The sequence below is a fragment of the Erythrobacter sp. W36 genome, from assembly GCF_057364935.1.
The window spans coordinates 720,514-740,123 of the sequence record NZ_CP200281.1 but is presented as its reverse complement, the minus strand read 5'-3'; the positions used below and the strand labels follow the sequence as shown (position 1 = coordinate 740,123).

Here is a 19,610-nt window from a genome sequence, read left to right as displayed (position 1 = left end):
ATCATGCAAGCGCAAATGCTCGCGCCAGCGGCGGTGCTGGTGGTTTGGACGATGATCGTCCTGTTCTGGATCATACCGCCGCGTTTTGGCTCGCTTGCCAAGGTCGACAAATCCGAACTGTCAGGAAAAGCTGGCGGCCGCGGGCAAGATCTTGAAGGGGTAATCCCGGACAAGGCGAATTGGCCTGCACACAATCACACACACCTGCACGAGCAACCGACACTGTTCTACGCAACGGTCGTAATCCTTGCGATTATGGGAGCTGGCGCAGTGGATGTACTGCTCGCATGGGGCTATGTCGCGTTCCGTATCCTGCATTCGCTTTGGCAAATTCTGGTGAACAAATTGCCGGTTCGGTTTGGCCTGTTCTTGGTCAGCACGATAATCCTGATAGCGCTCGCCATTCGGGCCGTCATGGCCACTCTTTTCTATAATCCCGGAGCACTTCCCACATGATTGAAACGATGATCCTTCAACCTGCTGTCGCGCTGATGATCTGGACGATGATCATGTGGGCCTGGATGTATGCGACCCGCATTCCAGCGATGAACAAAGCGCCTGATATTGGAGAGCCTGCCAAGCTGGTCGGTACGACCGGTTCAGAGCTGCGCTCCAAACTGCCAGAGAAGGTCAATTGGAAGGCCGACAATTACAATCACCTGCATGAACAGCCCACGCTGTTTTACGCAGTGACAGTGGTTCTTGCCCTGATTGGCGCGGGCGACGGCCCGAATGCCCTGCTCGCCTGGATTTACGTCGGACTGCGCGTAGCGCATTCGCTGGTCCAAGTGACTGCGAACAAGGTGATGGTGCGCTTCGTTCTGTTCGCTCTGTCAAGCGTGGTGCTGACGGCTTTGATCGGCAAAGCGGCGCTGATCCTGTTGGTCTAGACCGCACGTTCAAACACAATAAAGGGGCTCCGCGTGGGAGCCCCTTTTCGTTTGTAGCTAGTGCCTAGCGGCTAGCGTACTGTTTACTCAGCCGCCTCGCTGACGGCTTCTTCTGCATCTTCGCGCGCAGCCAGGAATCGCTCCCCATCGAGCGCCGCCATACAGCCCATCCCCGCTGCCGTAACAGCCTGACGGTAGACGTGGTCGGTCACATCACCTGCGGCAAAGACGCCAGGAATGGCGGTCTTAGGCGTGCCCGGTTCGACGTCGAGATAGCCACTCTCATCCATCGCAAGTTTGCCTTTGAACAGCTCTGTCGCAGGCGCGTGGCCAATCGCCACAAACGCGCCGTCGACTTCGAGTGTCGAGGTCTCGCCGGTTTGCGTGTCTTCAAGCACAAGGTGATGCAACGCACCATCTTCACCCGCCTCGAAGCTCTTCACTGTCTTGTTCCACAGCGCCGAAATCTTTGGCGACTTCATCAGGCGGTCTTGCAGGATCTTCTCTGCGCGCAGTTCATCGCGGCGGTGGATCAGCGTCACATCGTCGGAATGATTGGTGAGGTACAGCGCCTCTTCAACGGCGGTGTTGCCGCCGCCGATTACAGCGACCTTCTTGCCTCGATAGAAGAACCCATCGCAGGTCGCGCAGGCTGACACACCTTTGCCGCCGAGCTCTTGCTCGCCCGGTGCTCCAAGCCATTTGGCTTGCGCTCCGGTGCAGATCACCAGCGTCTCACCGATATATTCATCGCCGCTATCGCCGATGGCTTTGAACGGCGCACCGCCTTCTAGATCAACCGAGACGATCGTGTCCCACATCATCCGCGTGCCGACATGTTCGGCCTGCGCCTTCATCTCTTCCATCAGCCATGGGCCCTGCACCACCTCGCGGTAGCCGGGATAATTCTCAACATCGGTGGTGATGGTCAGCTGACCGCCAGGTTGAAGCCCCTGGACCACAATCGGCTCCAACATGGCGCGCGCACCATAAATGGCCGCGCTGTAACCCGCGGGGCCGGAGCCAATGATCAGCATCTTCGTGTGATGAGTAGCCATAATCGTATCTTTCAAAATTCAATTTCGTTGGCGTGAGATATGGGGATCGCAGGCCCGATTGTCACGCCACCAACCGCTCAATCAGGCGAGCTTTCCTTGCCTCATCCACACCTAAAGTTTGCGCAAGATAGGCATCGATGGAGCCATGATCGCGGGAAATTTCCGCAAAGTAGGTGTCGATATATTCGGGCAGCACGCCCATCAGGTTACGCCGCGCCTCTGCTGGAATGTCGCCATAATGCGCGAGCATGCGCGGGAGCGATTGACGTTCGAGAATATGGACGGTGGGCGCATCATTGGTGCGCAGAAACTCTGTCACTACATCATCGCGGTGCACGCCCAGCACATGCAGCAGCAGGCTGGCCGCGATCCCTGTGCGGTCCTTACCCGCAAAGCAATGGACCAGATTGCCGCCATCACGGTTCGCCAGAGACTCAAAATAGCGCGTGAACATATCGATCATCGCCGGGTTGACCGGCATCCGGGTGTAAACGGCGATCATCCGCTCGCGCGCTTTCTCTGCCGTCATTTTCGCCGCGCCAGCCGCTTCGTGCGGGGGCGAGTTGCTGGTCTCACCATCATAGGCAATCACATCCGCCGAGAATTCATCATGGCGCTTAGCAAGGAAATCCGCTGCGTTCGCTGCTGCCGCGCAGATCGACAATGGTGCGAATATCGAGCCGCTGGATCAGCTCCAGGTCAGCGTCGCTCGCCTCCATATGCTGGCCAGAGCGGAACAATAGGCCTGTGCGAACTCTCCCTCCGCCAGAGACGGCATAGCCGCCATAATCGCGAAAATTGTGAATGCCGTCGGTCTGCTCGAACGGGATTGGGTCATGCTCTCGAATCATGGCGCGGACAGTGACAGGCGCGCCGACGCACGGCAACGCCCATCCTTTTGGGTCACCGGAATCTGCGGCTGAGCGCCTATGGCAAACCCCTTAGGTAGTATCGCTGGGAGCCCGGCAAAGCCGAAATTGAGGCGAAGAGAATTAGACCAGTGAAGGACGGGGAGAGACGACGAGACGGAAAATACTATGGCTTATGTCCTTATCGCCGATGACGATGAAATCGTAGCAGGCCTTGCCTCAGAAGCGCTCATTGATGCTGGCCACCCTTGCGGATGGGTCACCAATGGCACCGAAGCATGGGACCTATTGCAAAAACGGCGCCCAGACGTGCTTTTGCTCGATCAGAACATGCCGGGAATGTCGGGCTGCGCGCTGCTGCGGAAAATTCGCAGCTCTCCTTCGCTGTATGATCTGCCGGTGATCATGTTCACCGCACTAACCGGTATTCGCGACGAGGAGCAGGCGATTTACGCAGGCGCACAGGATTACATTCGCAAACCATTTCAGCCCAGCAAAATCGCGGGGCGGATTGAGCGGTTGATCCAGCAGCGCGCTGGGCGCGGACATACTGATTTGCGGACCTATCTTGAGAAAAGTGCGGGTTGGGAGCCTGAGGCGAACATGGCCGTACGGCGCGCTATCTAATCGCGCTTAACGCGAACTACTTCGCAGTCGGGCCTGCCAGATCACCGCAGAAATCCAGCGTCCATTCCTGAATATTGTCATCACGCACCGTTGGCAGCATCGTTTCAAAACGGCTTTTGCGCTCTGCCAATGGCATGTCTAGCGCAAGGTTGATCGCGCGCGCCAAATCGTCAGGACTATGCGGATTGACCAAGACGGCCCCCTTCCCATCACAGCCAAGCTGCTGCGCCGCACCAGCAAAACCAGACAGCAAAAGCACGCCGGGATCTTCCGGATCTTGTGCAGCGACATATTCCTTCGCCACCAAGTTCATCCCATCACGCAGCGGCGTCACAAGGCCAATCTTCGATGCCCGGAAAAAGCCATACAGCTCCGCATGGCTGTATCCCCGGTTCACATAGCGGATCGGCACGAGATCGACCTCACTTCGCGCGCCGTTGATTTGCCCGGTCTTCTGCTCCAACTCAGCGCGAATTTTCTGATAACTATCAACATCTTCGCGGCTGGGCGGAGCGATCTGAATGAATACAAGGTCGCGGGTGCGCTCAGGATGCTGATCGAAAAACCGCCCAATTCCGTCGATACGTTCTGGCAGACCCTTGGAATAGTCGAGCCGGTCGACGCCAATCATCGCGGTCCGGTTTCGGGTTGAGGCGAGGAAGCGCTGCTCAGCGGCCTTGGCCTCTTCATTCGCGCCCTGACTTTGGAAATGGTCCCAATCAATCCCAATCGGATAGGCCTTGGCCCGCGTTTCTCGTCCTTCAAAGGCGATGCGGCCCGTCGCCTCATCAACCTCAGCGCCAAGCTCGTTTTCGCAATAATGCAGAAAGCTTCCGAGCCATTCCTCGGTTTGAAAGCCGATCAGATCATAGTCGAGCAAGGTCCGCACCAACCGCTCGTGAAACGGCAGCGAAGTAAGCAGGCGGGTCGGCGGCCAAGGGATATGCAGAAAGAAACCAATACGGTTTTTCACGCCGCGTTCACGCAGCCGCCCTCCCAAGGGGATCAGGTGATAATCGTGCACCCAGACGAGGTCATCTTCCTCGATCAGTGGCAGCACGCTCTCGGCAAAGCGGTCATTGACGCGCTCATACCCTTTGCCGGTTTTGCTCTCATATTCGGTGAGATCGATCCGGTAGTGAAACAGCGGCCACAGCGTCGAATTGGCGTATCCGTTGTAATATTCATCAACGTCGCGCTTCGACAAATCGATCGTCGCGGTGGTTACGCCGTCGCCGCGCTGGATGTTCATATTGCCGGTGCGGTCTTCGCTTTCCTGGCCCGACCAGCCGAACCACAATCCGCCGTTCTCTTTAAGCGCCGCGTTGAGCGCGCCCGCCAGCCCGCCTTGCGCACCCGCTGCCCCCCGCGCCTTTGGCACAGCCACGCGGTTGGAAATGACGACCAGTCTGTTTTTCGGGCGGGTTATCGCACTTCACTCCAGGATTTGGACAATAGTCCGGCACAATTGATTACCCCTACTAGCGAGTAGGTCTGCGGGAAGTTCCCCCACAGCTCGCCAGTTTCGTAATCCAAGTCTTCGGATAGCAGGCCGCTTTGCGTGGTGTGGCTTAGCATGGTGTCGAACAAAGTACGCGCTTCGGCATCGCGCCCGGCCAGATGCAACGCCTCGATCAGCCAGAATGTGCAGACGTTAAACGCGGTCTCTGGCGCGCCGAAGTCATCCTCTGCGGCATAGCGCAGCATGTGATCCCCGCGGCGCAGATCGCGCTCAATGGCGGCAAAGGTCGACTGAAACCGCTCATTGTCGGGCGAAAGAAAGCGCAGCTCCACCATTTGAAGGAGGCTGGCATCGAGATAGTCGCTCTCAAAGCTCGCGCCGTAATGGCCGTCTTGATCGCCCTCGCCCTCTTTCCAGGCATCATTCTCAATCCGCGCGCGAATGGCGTCTGCGCGTTCTTGCCAATAGGCCCGGCGATCGCTTTGGCCGATCCGCTCCGCGACATTGGCAAGCCTGTCGCAAGCCGCCCAGCACATGATCGCAGAATAGGTGTGAACCTCTTGCCGGGTGCGGAATTCCCACAGGCCTGCGTCGGGTTGATCGTGCATCTTCCACGCCATCTCGCCAACCTCTTCGAGCGCCTCGAAGTCTTCGGTCTTGGCTGTGCGCAGCAGGCGCCGGTCAAAAAACGCCTGCACCGTTGGCAAGACGATCTGTCCATAGCAATCGTGCTGAATCTGTTTGTAGGCCGCGTTGCCGCGCCTCACTGGCCCCATAGAGCGATAGCCGGCCAGATGCGCGGCTGTGGTTTCATCGAGCTCGCTTTGCCCCATCACCGAATAGAGCGGCTGGATCTGGCCGCCCTTAGCGCCGTCCACAATGTTGCGCAGATAGGCGAGATATTTCTCGAGCACATCGAGCGCGCCCAAACGGTTGAGCGCCTGTACCGTGTAATAGGAATCGCGGATCCAACAGTAGCGATAATCCCAATTGCGCTCTGTATTCGCGGCCTCTGGGATCGAAGTCGTCAGCGCCGCAACAATCGCGCCGGTTTCTTCATGCTGGCAAAGCTTCAGCGTGATTGCGCAGCGGATGACCTCGTCCTGCCATTCCAAGGGAATGTGCAGGCCGCGCGTCCAATGCTGCCAATATTTGCGGGTCTTTTGCTCCATTGAGCGGACGGTTTCGCGCAAGTTCCCAACAAAGGGCTCATCCGGGCCTAGGAAGAAATGTGTGTCCGCCTCAACGCGAAAGGCGCGGCCTTCCTGAATGTATCCAACCGCCGCATCAGTCGACAGGCGCAGCGACTGCTTACCCGCGATATAGCGGATGTGGTTGGTGCCGTGCGTGGTTTCAGCCAGCTCTGCGCCATAATTCTTGGTCGGGTTGAGCACGACTTTGATCCGCGGCGTTCCGGCTATGGGGCGGACAATCCTGACATAGGAAACCGGCCGGTACATTCGCCCAGACCGCTCAAAACGAGGGCAGAAATCGAGAATTTCGACCGCGCTGCCATCATCCGCCGTCAAAGTCGTGACGAGGTTCGGCGTGTTGCGGATGTATTCCTGCGCCGAGCTGACCTGACCCTCCAGCTCGAACCGCCAAATCCCGGCATCGCGCTGATCACCGTTGAGCAGAGCTGAGAAAACCGGATCGCCATCAACGCGCGGCACACAGCCCCACACCAGCGCACCGGTTTTGTCGATAAGACCGGAGACCTGACAATTGCCGATTGGCCAAAGTTCGAGATTGGGAACATGCCCGATTGGGTTATTCATAGTCCAAGCCAATCATGCACAGAGGCCACGTCTGGCAAAGCGAATTGCGCCATAGTTTCTGCTCCATTTGTTGCTCGCTCGCCGACGATGATGCCAATCCCGCCGAGGCTCTGGCAGGCTTCAAACCCTGCCTCATCGGTCAAATCATCGCCAAGAAAGATCGGCCGTGATCTGGCAAAGGGGTGTGTTTGCATGAACGCAAGCACCGCCTCGCCCTTGCTTGCTCCGTGAGAGACGAGCTCTGCCACGCATTTGCCGCTTTGTGCGCGCCAGCCATGCTCAGCTGCGAGCTCCTCGGCAAAACCATGCACGAGCTCCGCCTTTTCGGGCGCGCTACGATAATGGAGTGCGCCGCCATGCGGCTTCTCTTCATATGCGACATCATGCTCATCAGCGAAGGCCTTCAGCGCCGTCTCAATAGCGCTGGGAAGGCCGTGATCCTGAGCCCGCAACAATGCGCCATCAGCATCCAGCATTTCCGCGCCGTGAGACCCCGCATAGGCCAGCTGCGCCGCACCAATGTAGTGTCTAAGCTCAGCAATCGACCGCCCACTCACCAGAGCGCAGCGATTATCCAATTGGCGGGCGAGCTCTGACAAGCCCTGTCCCAGCCCCTCCGGCACAACGATCGCATCAGGTTTAGGAGCAAGTTCAACCAGAGTTCCGTCAAAATCGAGAAACAGCGAGACTGCTCCGCTCGCGGCCAAAGAAGCAAGGGATGGCGGATCGGAGAGGTCTGAAGTCGCGGCCATTACCAGCGACATATACCCTGGCTATGTCAGGTCAATCGGGCAGGCCGCGCATTACGTATGCATAGCCAAGAACTTACCACCATTATTCGACGATATAGCGCACGCGCAGCGTGAAGGTGCTGTTGCTTAGCCATTGCGCCGCTGGGGCTCAAGCGGAAGTCAGTGACTTCGCCGTCGCAGCCGTCTTCTGGATCCGCGACTGGGGTGTACCCAAAATCGCTACCGTCGGTGTCGGAGAATTCCAGATCGTCTGATCCCGATCCAATGCTGCCAAAACTGTACGTCAGGCCAGTATTAGAGCCCGGATCAGTAAAGATGACTGGTCCACTGGCCTCTGAAATCAAACACATTTTCGCGTCTGCCGGACTATCATCGGTCACGACAACGCTATCTGCGTCTGTCGCTCCTGGGCCGGTGTTTGATACTGTGATCAAATACTCGATCAATGCGCCCGGAATGGCCTTAGGGTTCGTCGTGCCATTCACCGGATCAGAAATAACCGAGCTGATCTTCGTTACCGAGATATTCGGCAGTTCCGGTGTACAGAACGTGAAATCATGGATCGCGATGCTCTGGTTGCCCGGATCAACAGGCGCGCCCGGGCCGCTGCCATATTCAATCACGATTGTGTCAATCGGATCGAGGAAGGTGAATGTGCCGTCACCATTGTTCGTGGTGTCGCCCGCCCCTCCGCTGCCGATCAAGGACGGTCCGCTGATTGTATTCGCGTTTCCACTGGTCAGCACTGCGTTCACGACCACACCGTTCAGCCGCCCAAATACCGTAACGCGGTCTTGGAACGTAGAAGATTGGTCGATGTCAAACACCGTAAACTGCGCCCCGGTGACGACGCGCGGCAGGGTAACGGTTGTGACAACCTCTTCGCTGCGATTGTTGTTGTCCGCATTGAATGCGAGAGCATCTTGAAGAGGGCTGAGGCCGCCAGAGACTGCCGTCGTCAAAATCGGGGTCTGGCCACCAAATGATGCACGGAAAGTTAGGTTCGCGGTCGAGACGATGTCGAACTCAATCGTTCCCCAGTTGCTCAAAGGATAGCTGTTGTTGAGGCTGCCCGCCGCCCATGCGACTGCATCCCAATCGAACACCGATTGGCCCGCAGGGCACGCCAATACGGGCGGCGTGCTGGGCGGATTGGCCGCGACGACAAAGCTCTCTGAGGCAAAGTCGTCTTCGCTCGTCACGCCGTTGTTCACGGTGGAGTCCGGGTCTGTCAGACTGCTAGAGATGATCTCTGCCGTGTTGGTGATGGTGCTGCCTGCTCCAGCAGCGATGAACCCCTGAATGTTGATCGTCGCGCTGGCCCCTGGGGCCAATGTGCCAACGGTCCATTCACCTGTCCCAGAGTTGAAACTGCCATCGCCGCTTGCCCCGTCGAAGGTGAAGCTGGCCGGGAGATTGTCATCGACGACAATTCCAGTGGCAGGAGCTTCGGACGATGCCGCGCTGGTGACGACCAATTGCCACGTCACAAAACCACCATTGCTTGGAGGCGAGCCAAGCAAAGTTTTGGTAAGCGATAAGTCAGCCGTCAGACCATCGTAATCAAAATCGGAGATCGTCGAGAACTGGTTGCCGGGATCGCCAGTGCCGCTGTTGCTGAAATAGACGATCTGAATTCGGCGCACTTGCTGCGTGTTAAAGTCGAGACGTCAGGTCGCCATTTGTTGTGAATTGGTCAGAGGGGGCTATGCCAGTCCAACCGTTGACGGTCGCATTGTTCGTACGCGCCACCGATGGACCTGCCGTCCAGAAAGCGGTGTTGGTCGCTGCGTTGCTGAACGCCCCGGTCAGGTCGTCATCGTAATAGACCTCCACCGCGTCGGAAAAATCACCATTATCGATGTCGTTGATCGAGAAATTGAGATTGGACACGGCGCGATTGAGCGTGATCGTGACGACAATCCGGTCGTCCGGGTCGAAAGCTTGGTTGTTAAAGCTCATCAACAATGGAGATGTTGACGCGCCGACATTACCGGCAAAAAAGGCCAAGAAATCACCACCAAAGGCCGGAACAAAAGTGCCATCGCCGTCATTTGTGACGGAAAAATCCACCTGCGCGGTGGTCCCATCGGAACCGGTAACGACCGTGCCGGTGGGCCAAGCGCCAAAGCTAGCGACCCCGGCATCGGCCCAATCGATATCGGCGTCCTGAGCCAAAACCGCGCTCGGCATAATCGCAAACACCGCCGCGATCAGCGCAAGCAGCACGAGCTTGGCGCGCACGTTAAAGGTTGCAACAGCGCTCATCGGCCCAGCCCCAAGAAGCTGAATGTGTCGGTGTCGAACTTCACTTTGATCGACGCAAACACGCCCTTGTCGGTGTTGCGCGCCGCTGAGAAGTCCTCGTCGCGGAAGCCTTCGACATTATAACCCACGGTCAGCAACATGCCGTCCGCTGGGACAAAGCCGATGTGCGGGCCATATGAGAAACTGGTGACATTATCTTCCAGGTTTGCGCGAACAGTGGTGGTTGCACCGATCTCAAACCGCTCGCCGATACCGACGCGCGCATCAAGCCCGGCCAGTACACTTGTCCCAGAAAATTCTGTGCCCTCGAACCGGTCGAGATTGTAACGGCCGCCCACAAACAGCGAGAGTTCATCGCGGCGGGTCTGGCGCAGATTGCCATTGTCATCGCGGTCCCAATCGCTTGGTGACCAATTGGTCGAGACGCTAGCAACCAGACGGCGCGAGCGCGCATCGCCGGTCACGGTCAGAGCCGTGCGGCCAGCCGCGCCCGCTTCACCAGCGATCGCCCCGCGAACGGTGTCGCTGCGATATTCAAGCTTACCCAAGGTCGCGAATTCAGATGAGTCCGGACGGTGCGCAAACGCGAGGCTTGCGTCAAAGATCTCGGTGGTCGCGCCGTTTTCAGCGGTCGCTTCGGTCCATGTCGCGCCGGAGCCGACAATGCTGCCTTGGCCGAGCTGACGGATTGCGCCGACGGTAAGGCCTTTACGCTCAGCAAACTCGCCATCGCGGTATTCGCCGCGAGCGGTCGCACTCCAGCGATCCTTGCGCCATGCAGCGCCAAGAGTGACGGCGGTAAAGTCTTCAAACTGCGAATTGCCCGTCAGCTGGCCGCCGCTGGCGACAGGCTGATCAGGGTTGATCACATTGATCGCAGCCGGTTCGCCGTTCAGCGTGCGGCTGCCGTCGATCGTTGCATCCAGTGTCAGCGCTGGGCTGACTTGGAGTGATTGCGACAGGCCAAAGGCTGCGAAGCTGCGATTGCCGAGCTCGCCAATGTTTTGCTGACCCAAAGTCGTGACGACCTGTGCGCCCTGCCATGGGGTCACTTCGATGCCGCCGCGAATTGTGCGGGCATTGATGTTCTCGCCATTGGCGATCTCATACTGGCCGACAAGACGAATATCGTTTGTGATGGCATAGCGAGCGCCAAACCGGTGACGGGTCGGCAGATCAATGCTTTCGGTCGCGTCCAGAGCAATGGCGCTGGTCGCGCTGAGTTCCAGCTTGTTGTCGAGCAAACGCTGGCTGATGCCGCCTTCGACCACAGTCGACTTGTTGCGCGTGCCATCGGCCAGGCGATCATTGAAATGCGCCAGACCTACGGTAAGGTCAGTGTTCTGCGTGGTGTAGCCCAGTTGCAGCTGAGCGGCACGGCGCCGAGCTGTCATCGGTCAGGCTGTCATCCTGCCACACGCTGGCGACCAGGTTGAGATCATCGCTGATCAGCAGACGGCCATCGACGCCAAACTTGCGGCGGCCCTGCTCTGCGCCGTTCTGCTGGCCAACACCGTAATCAGCGTCGAGCGAGCGGGCGTAGGCCAGCAAGTCAAGCTTGCCGGTTTGGTGCTGAGCCTCAACCAACCAGCCATTGGAGGTTGTGCCCTCGGTGCGGCTCAGGCCAAGCTCAGCGCGCAGCTCGGTGTTCTCGTCCAGCTGAGCGCGCAGATCGATTGCGCCCAGATTGGTGCGGGCACCCTCGCCCTTGTCAGTGATTGCGCTGGCGCCAACACGCAGGTTGCCGCTCTTGCTCGTCCAGTCGACACGGACACCAGCATTCAGCTCACCCTCACCAAATCCATCAATTTCATAATTAATTACAATAAATTGCGGGTTTAAGTTAAAGTCGCGACTAAGCACTGGCTCAGAGAAGGTGATCGTTCCTGACAGCAGATCAATATCATAATCGATAAAACGAGACAATTCTCTTGAAGAAACAACGAATTCAGAGCGGAACCTATCACGCACCTCAAGTGTAACGCGCTCGCTATTGGCGAGGATGCTACGGCTCGACAGGCGATATGGACCGCTGATGCCCTGGCCTTGAATTTCGTCGCGGCGAAGGCGGGTTGAAATCTCAGCCGCAAAGGCTTGCGCTTTCACTTGGCCAAAGCGAGCCTCGCCCTTCAGGCCAGTTGCTGTGCGGTTGTAGCGTGCAAGCTGGGTCTGATCAAAGCCCGTTTCGAAATCGCCATAGAGCGCATAGAAAGTCGAGCTCTCGATGCGGACATAGAGGTTCTCGCGGCTGGCCGCGTCAAACCGGCGGCTCGAACCATCGGCGAAGACTGTGTAATAAGCTTGCGGATCAATCGCGCCGAGCACGCGCTGATCTTCGCGTTGTTTCGCGCTGTCATAGGCCAACGTCAGCAGATACCGGCCGAGCACCCGGCCCTTGGCATAGAGCGCAACGCGCGCATCATCGCCGAGATCGCTGGCGAAGTTGCCCGCGCGCTCCATGTTATCGGCAACGCTTTTCGCGCCAACAGTGCCCTCAGCAAGACCGATGATCGTCCATTCGATATCGCCCGGCTCAATCCATGCTTCGAGTTCCTGAGTGCGAACAATGTCGCCGTCGTCAAAGCGGAAGTCCAACCGCAGCGAACCGGAAACCATGGTTGGTGCCAGTTCGATGTGCGCGATGCCATCGCTGCCCTTAACAACCCAGCGCGCTGAGCTTGGCGCAAGACCGGTCAGCTGGTTCAATTGCTGGCGATCGATCTGCTCGGCGCTCTCATAGGGAGCGTTCAGCATGAATTCGCCTGAGACGCCTTCGCGCAGCGGACGGTTGTTGCGGTCCAGCACGCGCACAGCGACGACAGGACGGGTCCGGCCATCAGCAATTAGTTGCGACTGTTCTGGCACGAGCTGAACCTTTGCAGGTGAGGTCGTGAAGAACACTTCGCGGGTGATCGTCTCATTGATCTCGCCAAAGGAGTTGATCACATCCGCTTCCAGCACAGTGCGCTCGCCGTCCAATGGGACGCCGCGCCAGGTGCTGACGGCAAATTTACCGCGCTGAGGCTTCTTCGTGCCGTCAAAGGTGAGCGGGTTCACCGGCTCGCCATCGACGCGCAGAACGATCTTTTGGCCCTTGCGGTGGCGGATAGCCACGCGAATGGCCGGCGCACGCGGGTTGTGCCCGACTTCAGGGGTCAACCAACCGTCTGGCCCATCGCCCAATGCAATCCAATCGGTCGCTGGCGACAGCGCTGGTGTGCTTTGTTCTTGAACGGCGCCAAGCGTCGGGCGCTCTGCCCGTAGAGCGCCGCCGCCGCCCAGGGCGTCTTCGCCACCGGTGAGCTGAGCTGTGGTCGCTGCAGGCGCATCAGAAGCGGCCTGAGCGTCAATTTCGCGTGCGATTGCGCCCTCTGGCGTGGTTTCAGCCAAAGGTGCAACCGGCTCGAGCGCGCCTTCAGGCACGATCGCATGGAAATCTGCGACCATCAGGCTGCCGCCCTGGCCGATGATGAAGCGCGAATTGGCGTTGCCCGCGCTGCGGGTTGAACGATGACAATCGACGAAGCGCGAGCCCTCAGGCAGGGTCATGCGCGAGGCTTGGACCACATGCGTGCCTGGAACGACGCCTTCAAAGTGGTAGCGGCCGTCAGCATCCGTGATGGCAAAGCTGCCATCTTCGAGCATGACGCGCACACCTGGAATGCCGCGGCGCGGATTGCGCAGCGAACATGGGCCAGCGGTGATGCGGCCGATGATTGTCATGCGGTCAGCAATACCGTCGCGCTCAATGTCGATCACGGCGCTTGCCCGTGCAATTCGGCCAAGTGAATCAATAGTTTGTGCATTGTTCGCGGCGCGTCCCGGAGACGCGTCTGCGCGAACAACCATCGCATATGTTACGCGGCGTGAGGCACCTGCGGCAATGTCGCCCAAGGCAATCGACAGAGCGCTGCCATCTGGTGTGAATGTCACCGCATCAGGATCTTCAGCGCCATCAATCCGGACGCTATCCGGGCGAAAACGCAGCGAGGATGAGGGAACATCGCTCAGCGTCACATCACGCTTAATCCGCGCAGGATCAGGATTTGTCGCCGTAAGCGTGTAGAATACAACATCGCCCGGCTGCACCCGATCGCGAGAGACCGTTTTGGTGAGCGCTATTTCAAGGCTCGGACGGTCGAGCGGAATGTCGATTTGAACCGGCGTTGGATCAACCAGTTCAAATGAACCGCCAAATGAGCCGTCCTGGATCACAAATTCGCGGCCATCAGGCGGGGTCAGCTGCGCGAGCGCATCGCGCGAAACCACAGACGGCGCTGTGAATGGCTCTGGCGGCTCTATAATGAGGCGATATCGACCCAAAGATGTGAGCGGGAACCAATATTCCCCTGGCTCCATCGGGAACACATTGCCTGCGCCATCGGTGATCGGTTGGCCAGAAATTACCGTTGAAGGCCAAGTGGTTACACCATCCTCGGCAAACACAATTGCTGGCAGACCAGTCGCATCATCAACCAAAGTAACAACCGCGCCATCAACTGGTTCACCGGTTTCACTGTCGAACACAACGCCAAACGGATCAGCCAGAACCTCGACGTCGGTTTGGACGATGATATCGTCTTGACCGACCAATGAAGCAGCAATCTGGATCATCTCACCATCAGCAATGCTGAGGCGGCAATCACCTTGAACCGCAGCGGGCGGTGCTCGGCGTGTTGGGATCTGACCGACGAAAATGCCCGTATTTGGGCCAGTTTCGAAGATCGTTTCGGTCTCTCTGTCGCCAGAGCTGGTGGTGATCACGACATTTAGGCTGTCAATCGCGTCAGAATCGACGTTTGCAGCCGCTGCTTGAACCTCAAACAGCAGATCTTGGCCAGGACGCAGCACACTTGTGGGCTCTGCGCCTGTGATTTGGACCATAGTTTGGTTAGGACCGCCAATGCCTTGCACCCCTTGCCCAGCGACATTGCAAAGTGGCGCTTGGAAAGAGAGGTCCACCACGCCAGTAGGCGCGGAACGAAGAGCACGAATTTCAGGCGGCGGCAGTGTTACCTCAATGGTCACCTCGTTTGAGCTGGTGCTCGCCGGGGTGCCATTAAACTGCCAAGTCGCCTCGGCAATATTGGTAATCGTATTGGTAGTCGTCGTGGCAGACTGCGCGCGTGCCCCCTCCCCAAGCACGACGAAAGGCAGCAGCACTAACATAAGTGCTGCTGCCAGTCGGCTTAGAGAGAGGGCTACACGCAAAGTCTAAGTCCGCTCTATCAGTCGATTTCGACGCGGAAGTAGAGCGAGCGCGTTTGGCCAGCCAAAATATCGCTCAGCGTACCGGAGACTTCGTCTTCGCCGCTTGGGCCAGTGCCCGCGCTAAACGAAGCGTCGCCGCCTGGGACGCCGTTGGCGCCGCCGGTGCAAGCCGCATCGCCGTCAACGAAGATGCCGAACGCTGGGACAAACGTCACATCGCCTGGCAGCAAGTCGTTCACGTTAACGCTGGTGGCAGTCGCCGCGCCCGAACCGTTAGCTACCGTGATGCAATATTCGATAATTGCACCAGGGATGGCTTTCGGGTTGGTCGTGTTGTTCACTGGATCACTGATGATCGAGCTGGTTTTGGCAACAGTGACAGCAGCCGCAGCCACTTCATATGTACCAAGATCCGAGAAGTCGCCTTGGTTGGCGCTATCGGTTGTACCAGCACCGTCAGCCAGAACCGTGTCCACACCTGCGGTGTTTGCACCAGCAGTATCGGTCAGTTCTGTTGTGCCGAGCGAGCCAACATTGCCGCTGTTGAAGGCATTTGCCGTCAGAACAACGTCAAAGGTGTCGCCATCCGTCGCAGCAAGACCGATATCGGCAACTACGAGGACTTCGACCGTCTCAGTGCCGGTTCCATCATCAGCCGCGACTTCGTCGAGGAAGGTGATCGGACCAGCAGACAGTTCAGCTGCACTCAATGCGCCGTCGCCGTCAGCATCGAGATAGATCTCGAAGTTGGCGATGTTCGCGCCTGTACCTGCGTTCAAGGCCGCAGCCAGATCGAGGTCGACTACGTCGTTCGACAAGTTGGTCACATCAAATGCGAGCACAACGTTCTGCTCACCAGGCGACACCGAGGTGTTGCTGGTGCCAGTGAAGTCGACAACGACATCGACCTTGCGGTCAACCGTGAACGTGTCTGACGCGGTTGCTTCAGTTTGATTAACGCCGCCAACCTGATAGGCTACGGAGACGTTGTTGGTGATCGAGTCACCGGCTGTGGTTCCCTCAGCAAAAGCTGGCGCGCTGCTCATCGCAACGAGCGCAACCGCACTGACGGCACCCAGCAATTGGGTGGTTGGTCTCATGTTGGAGTTCCTCTGCGTGTGCCCTGCGTCATGAATTCCGCCCGCAAGGCTTGGCGGTTATCTTTCGCTGTTCAGCGAATGATTGCTGGATATTCGAGACGGCCCGTTTCACCCGGTGCAACCGAGGCAAGCGTCCATCGAACATGTGTGACATCGCCGTGCTGCGCAGCGCGGCTTGCGCCGTCCTCGCCGGTCACGGTCAAAGAGCTAAGCACGCCCCAAGTGTTGCCGCCGTCAACTGACACGGTCAGTTCAGCGTCAGCATCAGATGCCAGCGCAACGGCGCCTGGGAGTGGGTTGGTGACGACAAAGTCAGTCACCGTCTTAGAGCCAGAATTGTTGTAATCGGTGCCGAAGATCAAACGATCACCCGGTACGATAACATTGGGCTCAACCAATTCGGTCTGCTCGTTTCCAGCAGCGTCAGTGCTGGTCTTCACAGCCATAACGTCGCCAGACAAGACAATTGGGTTGCCTTGAGCGATTGCAGGAGCAGCTGGGACGGCAATAACCATCAGAGCTGCGCAAATTTGTCCAAGAAGTTTCATTGTATCAGACCCTTGTCTATTTTCTTATTGATCAATGGTGACATCGAAAGTGATTGCCTGGGTGGTGCCGCCCGCGACCGTGCCGAGATCGACGCTGATCCCGGTCGCGCTGGCCTCGCCCGCGTCATCGCCGCTGGCATCGGTCAAAGCGCCGCCTGCCAATGTGAGAGAGCCGGGCACGTAAGTTGTGTCGGTCGGGAACGCGTCGGTGACCGTCAGGTCGTCGACAGAGCCACTGCCGGTGACTTCAGCGGAAATGGTGAAGGTCACGACCGATCCCGGAACCGCGCTGGTACCGCCAAATGGATCGGCGATGGTCGCAGACTTAACGAGATCGACTGTTGTGATTCCAACCAGCAGTGAACCCGTTGCGGTTGCATCGGCGCCAGTGCTGCCGACGATCGCATCGCCGCCGCTCACACCTTGGCCAGAGAAGCTGGTTCCCGGTGCGCCCGTGCCAGTGACCGCTTCCGCTGTCAGCTCAACATCGCTCTCTTGCGTGTCGGTCGCGCCAGCAGGCACGGTGACCAGTACGAAGACCGTCAGCGTGTCGTCTGCATCAAGCACAGCGGTCGTTTCTGGACCCGTCAAGATTTGGTCGACGCCCGGATCGTATGTACCGTTGCCGTTCGTATCGACCGCAATGCCATCAATTGTCGTATCGAAGTCGTTGCCAGCGACCGCTGGATCAGCGGTCAGCTCAAACGCCTCTGGGCCATTGCCTTGGTTGGTCAGCTCGAACGTGAGCACCGCATCACCAGGCGTAGTGCCCACCGGACCGGAGTCCAGGGAGGTGACGGTCACATCGAGCAATTCATCGACCAGCACCGTGACGGTGTTGGAATCGACCGTTTGCGGGCCATTCCCGTCCTCGTAGGTCGCCGTCGCGGTGTTCTCGATCAGCGTGCCTGCATCGACCCCTGCGGCATGCGCCGGAGCCACTGCAATGAGTGAAAATGCACCTAGGGCGAGAGCCGAGGTGAACGTGTTAGCCAAAGCGGGCTTAAATGGGTTCTGTGTATTCATACGTAGGACAAATACGCAGTAATGGTTAACGAACTGTTTGGAGTCGGCGAAAAACGGCGGTTTCCTGCCATTTGAAACAAGATTTAACACTTTAACGACGCGGTTAACCTGGCGTTCAGCGCTTTGAGCCGGATCTTCACTCGGAATTTACCAAAACTCGCCTGATATCTGGCGTTTGCGCGACTTTTTCAGCGCGACTAACGCCGCCAGTGGCCTTGCGCGCTCAAACCGCTTACAATCGCTGGAAATGGGGACCGCAGACACTCAATCGCTCTTGGGCCGGGCTGGAAGCATGCAGACCAAGCATAAGCTTTTGGTTTTGCTTGGCTTCATCGTCGCTTTGATCGGCGTTGTTGCCGCCTATCTCATTTGGTTCCACATTCGGATTGTTGAGGCCCCTGCCCCGGCCCGGATGGAGCCAGCGGCGCAATATCCGACCGAAGAATCAGTCTTGGTCACAGAACTCGGCGTTCCATTGGAAACGATCCGCCGCTCGCTCGAGCGCGAGGTGCCCCGCACGCTTTACACGATCGATGAGCAGATCGAGGAGTGCATTCCGCGCGAAACCATCCGGGTGCTTGGTAGGGAAATCGGGCGAACCCCAAAAATCAGCTGCCAGCTGGTCGGGCAAATTCGGCGCGGACCAATGCGCCTGTCCGGGCGCGGCAACACCCTGAGCGTCAGTTTCCCGGTCGCAGCGGAAATTCAGGCACGCGATGTCGGAGGTATCATCAAGCGTGAGACCGCGACGGCTGCAGCCAACGTTCGGCTGACTGCGCGGGTCGCAATCGCGCAGAATTGGCGCTTAAAGCCCGATGTTCGCGTTTCTTATCAATGGTCTAAGGAGCCTGGGATCGATGTTCTGGGACAACGCATCCGTTTTACCCGGCGCGCCAATGCTGAACTCGCCCCCATTCTCGCGAAAGCAGAGAAAACTCTCGAACGTGAGCTTTCAGCGCTTAATCTGCGCCCGCAAGTGGCCCAGCTCTGGAATCAAGGTTTCACAACATTGTCGCTGAATGCGGACAATCCGCCAGTATGGATGCAGCTCAACCCCACTGCGATCGGCGCGGGCAATCTGCGTGTATCCGCTCGCCGTGTCACTGCTCAGGCTATGCTGCGCGCGAAGCTAGGAATTTTCGTTGGCGATAAGCCAGCAGTGCCGGAGCGCAAAAATCTGGGCAGCAATGCTGGCATCACTCGCGACACCGGTTTTGAGGTCACCCTGCCTGTGCTCGCCAATTACGATCAGCTTGAACCGGTGATCCTGCGCGCGCTCAAACGAGTGGCAGAGCGCGGCATCGCAAAAGAAGAACTCGGCCAGCTCGATCTCGAATTTGAAAACGTCACACTTTATGCAGCCGAAGGCGGCAGGCTGGCGGTTGGGATTGAGGCTCAGGTCGAGCCTATTGGTAATTTGACGGACCGAATTTGGGGACGAGCGAAAGGGACCATTTGGTTGACTGGATTGCCAGTGAGCGAACCAGACAGCCAGGTCGTCCGGATCGAAGACCTGCAAGTGTTCGGCGACATGGACACAGCAGTCGGAGATTTGCTGGTTCGGATCATGGCCAGCGATGAAGTAAAGCAGGAAATCGAGCGATCGTTGGTTGAGGACTTCAGCAATGATTACAATTCAGTGATTGGGAAAGCTAAGGAAGGTGTGAGGTCGATTAAGGCGGGTGACTTCAATCTGTCGTTTGATATCTCAGACCTATCTCATGGCCAAATCACACCCACTGCTGAGGGTCTTTTTATGCCCGTTACCGCGTCAGGCTCCGTTACCAGTACTCTCGCATCAAAATAGACAAATTTAACTATTTTATTCAAACATTTATATCTATCTTCTTATGTGATTTCTGGCAATAGCGCGTTTCGCGCCTAAATTTGCGTTCAGCGCGCTCGTATTTCCTGCAAGACGACGCCGAAAGAAGTTTTTGCAAGCCAAACGCCGCGAAGGCGCGTATGGGCAGGCGCAACAGATTGCGGGCGCCGTGCGCCCATTACCCACAATCCCCATT

The 19,610-nt window shown here is 57.9% G+C and carries 17 protein-coding genes; 4 read left to right on the top strand and 13 right to left on the bottom strand.

All coding sequences use genetic code 11. From position 1 onward, the window contains the following. Positions 1–3 precede the first annotated feature (3 nt). Positions 4–456: an MAPEG family protein gene (locus tag AC0V6U_RS03635; RefSeq protein WP_472644854.1), complete on the top strand. Its 453-nt coding sequence runs from the start codon at positions 4–6 to the stop codon at positions 454–456. Further along, the gene (locus AC0V6U_RS03630; protein ID WP_472644853.1) at positions 453–890 is read left to right on the top strand and encodes an MAPEG family protein; all 438 of its coding nucleotides are present in this window, start codon (positions 453–455) and stop codon (positions 888–890) included. The genes AC0V6U_RS03635 and AC0V6U_RS03630 overlap by 4 nt, the downstream gene beginning before the upstream one ends. An 83-nt stretch (positions 891–973) precedes the next feature. On the opposite strand, the gene trxB is transcribed toward AC0V6U_RS03630, so the two are convergent. From trxB to AC0V6U_RS03615, 3 genes are all read right to left on the bottom strand, one after another. After that, positions 974–1,948, bottom strand: coding sequence for a thioredoxin-disulfide reductase (trxB, locus tag AC0V6U_RS03625; protein ID WP_472644852.1), 975 nt, complete (start codon positions 1,946–1,948; stop codon positions 974–976). A gap of 61 nt (positions 1,949–2,009) precedes the next feature. Continuing rightward, positions 2,010–2,612 carry a tyrosine-protein phosphatase gene (locus AC0V6U_RS03620; protein ID WP_486169372.1) on the bottom strand — a complete coding sequence of 201 codons (603 nt, stop codon included), beginning with the start codon at positions 2,610–2,612 and terminating at the stop codon, positions 2,010–2,012. Further along, positions 2,566–2,835, bottom strand: coding sequence for a tyrosine-protein phosphatase (locus tag AC0V6U_RS03615; RefSeq protein ID WP_486169371.1), 270 nt, complete (start codon positions 2,833–2,835; stop codon positions 2,566–2,568). Before AC0V6U_RS03615 ends, AC0V6U_RS03620 begins: the two co-directional genes overlap by 47 nt. A 150-nt stretch (positions 2,836–2,985) precedes the next feature. On the opposite strand from AC0V6U_RS03615, the gene AC0V6U_RS03610 reads away from it, so the two are divergent. Then, complete coding sequence (locus AC0V6U_RS03610; protein ID WP_472644849.1) at positions 2,986–3,444, top strand: response regulator; 459 nt, start codon at positions 2,986–2,988, stop codon at positions 3,442–3,444. Positions 3,445–3,460: 16 nt separating this feature from the next. Here the strand turns inward: AC0V6U_RS03610 and AC0V6U_RS03605 are convergent, their stop codons facing one another. From AC0V6U_RS03605 to AC0V6U_RS03560, 10 genes are all read right to left on the bottom strand, one after another. Further along, positions 3,461–4,825, bottom strand: coding sequence for an alpha,alpha-trehalose-phosphate synthase (UDP-forming) (locus AC0V6U_RS03605; RefSeq protein WP_472644848.1), 1,365 nt, complete (start codon positions 4,823–4,825; stop codon positions 3,461–3,463). Positions 4,826–4,869: 44 nt separating this feature from the next. Then, entirely contained in the window at positions 4,870–6,684 is a 1,815-nt protein-coding gene (locus AC0V6U_RS03600) for a glycoside hydrolase family 15 protein (RefSeq protein WP_472644847.1), read from the bottom strand. After that, the gene (gene otsB, locus AC0V6U_RS03595; protein ID WP_472644846.1) at positions 6,681–7,436 is read right to left on the bottom strand and encodes a trehalose-phosphatase; all 756 of its coding nucleotides are present in this window, start codon (positions 7,434–7,436) and stop codon (positions 6,681–6,683) included. Before otsB ends, AC0V6U_RS03600 begins: the two co-directional genes overlap by 4 nt. Positions 7,437–7,462: 26 nt before the next feature. Then, on the bottom strand, positions 7,463–9,082 hold the full coding sequence (locus tag AC0V6U_RS03590) for a DUF11 domain-containing protein (RefSeq protein WP_472644845.1): 1,620 nt from the start codon (positions 9,080–9,082) through the stop codon (positions 7,463–7,465). A gap of 10 nt (positions 9,083–9,092) precedes the next feature. Next, positions 9,093–9,704: a hypothetical protein gene (locus AC0V6U_RS03585; protein WP_472644844.1), complete on the bottom strand. Its 612-nt coding sequence runs from the start codon at positions 9,702–9,704 to the stop codon at positions 9,093–9,095. Then, positions 9,701–11,098: a TonB-dependent receptor gene (locus tag AC0V6U_RS03580; protein ID WP_472644843.1), complete on the bottom strand. Its 1,398-nt coding sequence runs from the start codon at positions 11,096–11,098 to the stop codon at positions 9,701–9,703. The genes AC0V6U_RS03585 and AC0V6U_RS03580 overlap by 4 nt, the downstream gene beginning before the upstream one ends. Continuing rightward, positions 11,040–14,873: an isopeptide-forming domain-containing fimbrial protein gene (locus tag AC0V6U_RS03575; protein ID WP_472644842.1), complete on the bottom strand. Its 3,834-nt coding sequence runs from the start codon at positions 14,871–14,873 to the stop codon at positions 11,040–11,042. The genes AC0V6U_RS03580 and AC0V6U_RS03575 overlap by 59 nt, the downstream gene beginning before the upstream one ends. Before the next feature lie 59 nt (positions 14,874–14,932). Next, entirely contained in the window at positions 14,933–16,015 is a 1,083-nt protein-coding gene (locus AC0V6U_RS03570) for a hypothetical protein (RefSeq protein ID WP_472644840.1), read from the bottom strand. Between the two features lie 71 nt (positions 16,016–16,086). Beyond that, entirely contained in the window at positions 16,087–16,563 is a 477-nt protein-coding gene (locus tag AC0V6U_RS03565; protein WP_472644839.1) for a hypothetical protein, read from the bottom strand. A gap of 24 nt (positions 16,564–16,587) precedes the next feature. Continuing rightward, positions 16,588–17,589: a hypothetical protein gene (locus tag AC0V6U_RS03560; protein WP_472644838.1), complete on the bottom strand. Its 1,002-nt coding sequence runs from the start codon at positions 17,587–17,589 to the stop codon at positions 16,588–16,590. A gap of 292 nt (positions 17,590–17,881) precedes the next feature. On the opposite strand from AC0V6U_RS03560, the gene AC0V6U_RS03555 reads away from it, so the two are divergent. Next, positions 17,882–19,396, top strand: a complete 1,515-nt coding sequence (locus AC0V6U_RS03555) for a DUF4403 family protein (RefSeq protein WP_486169370.1) — start codon at positions 17,882–17,884, stop codon at positions 19,394–19,396. The last annotated feature ends 214 nt before the right edge of the window (positions 19,397–19,610 follow it).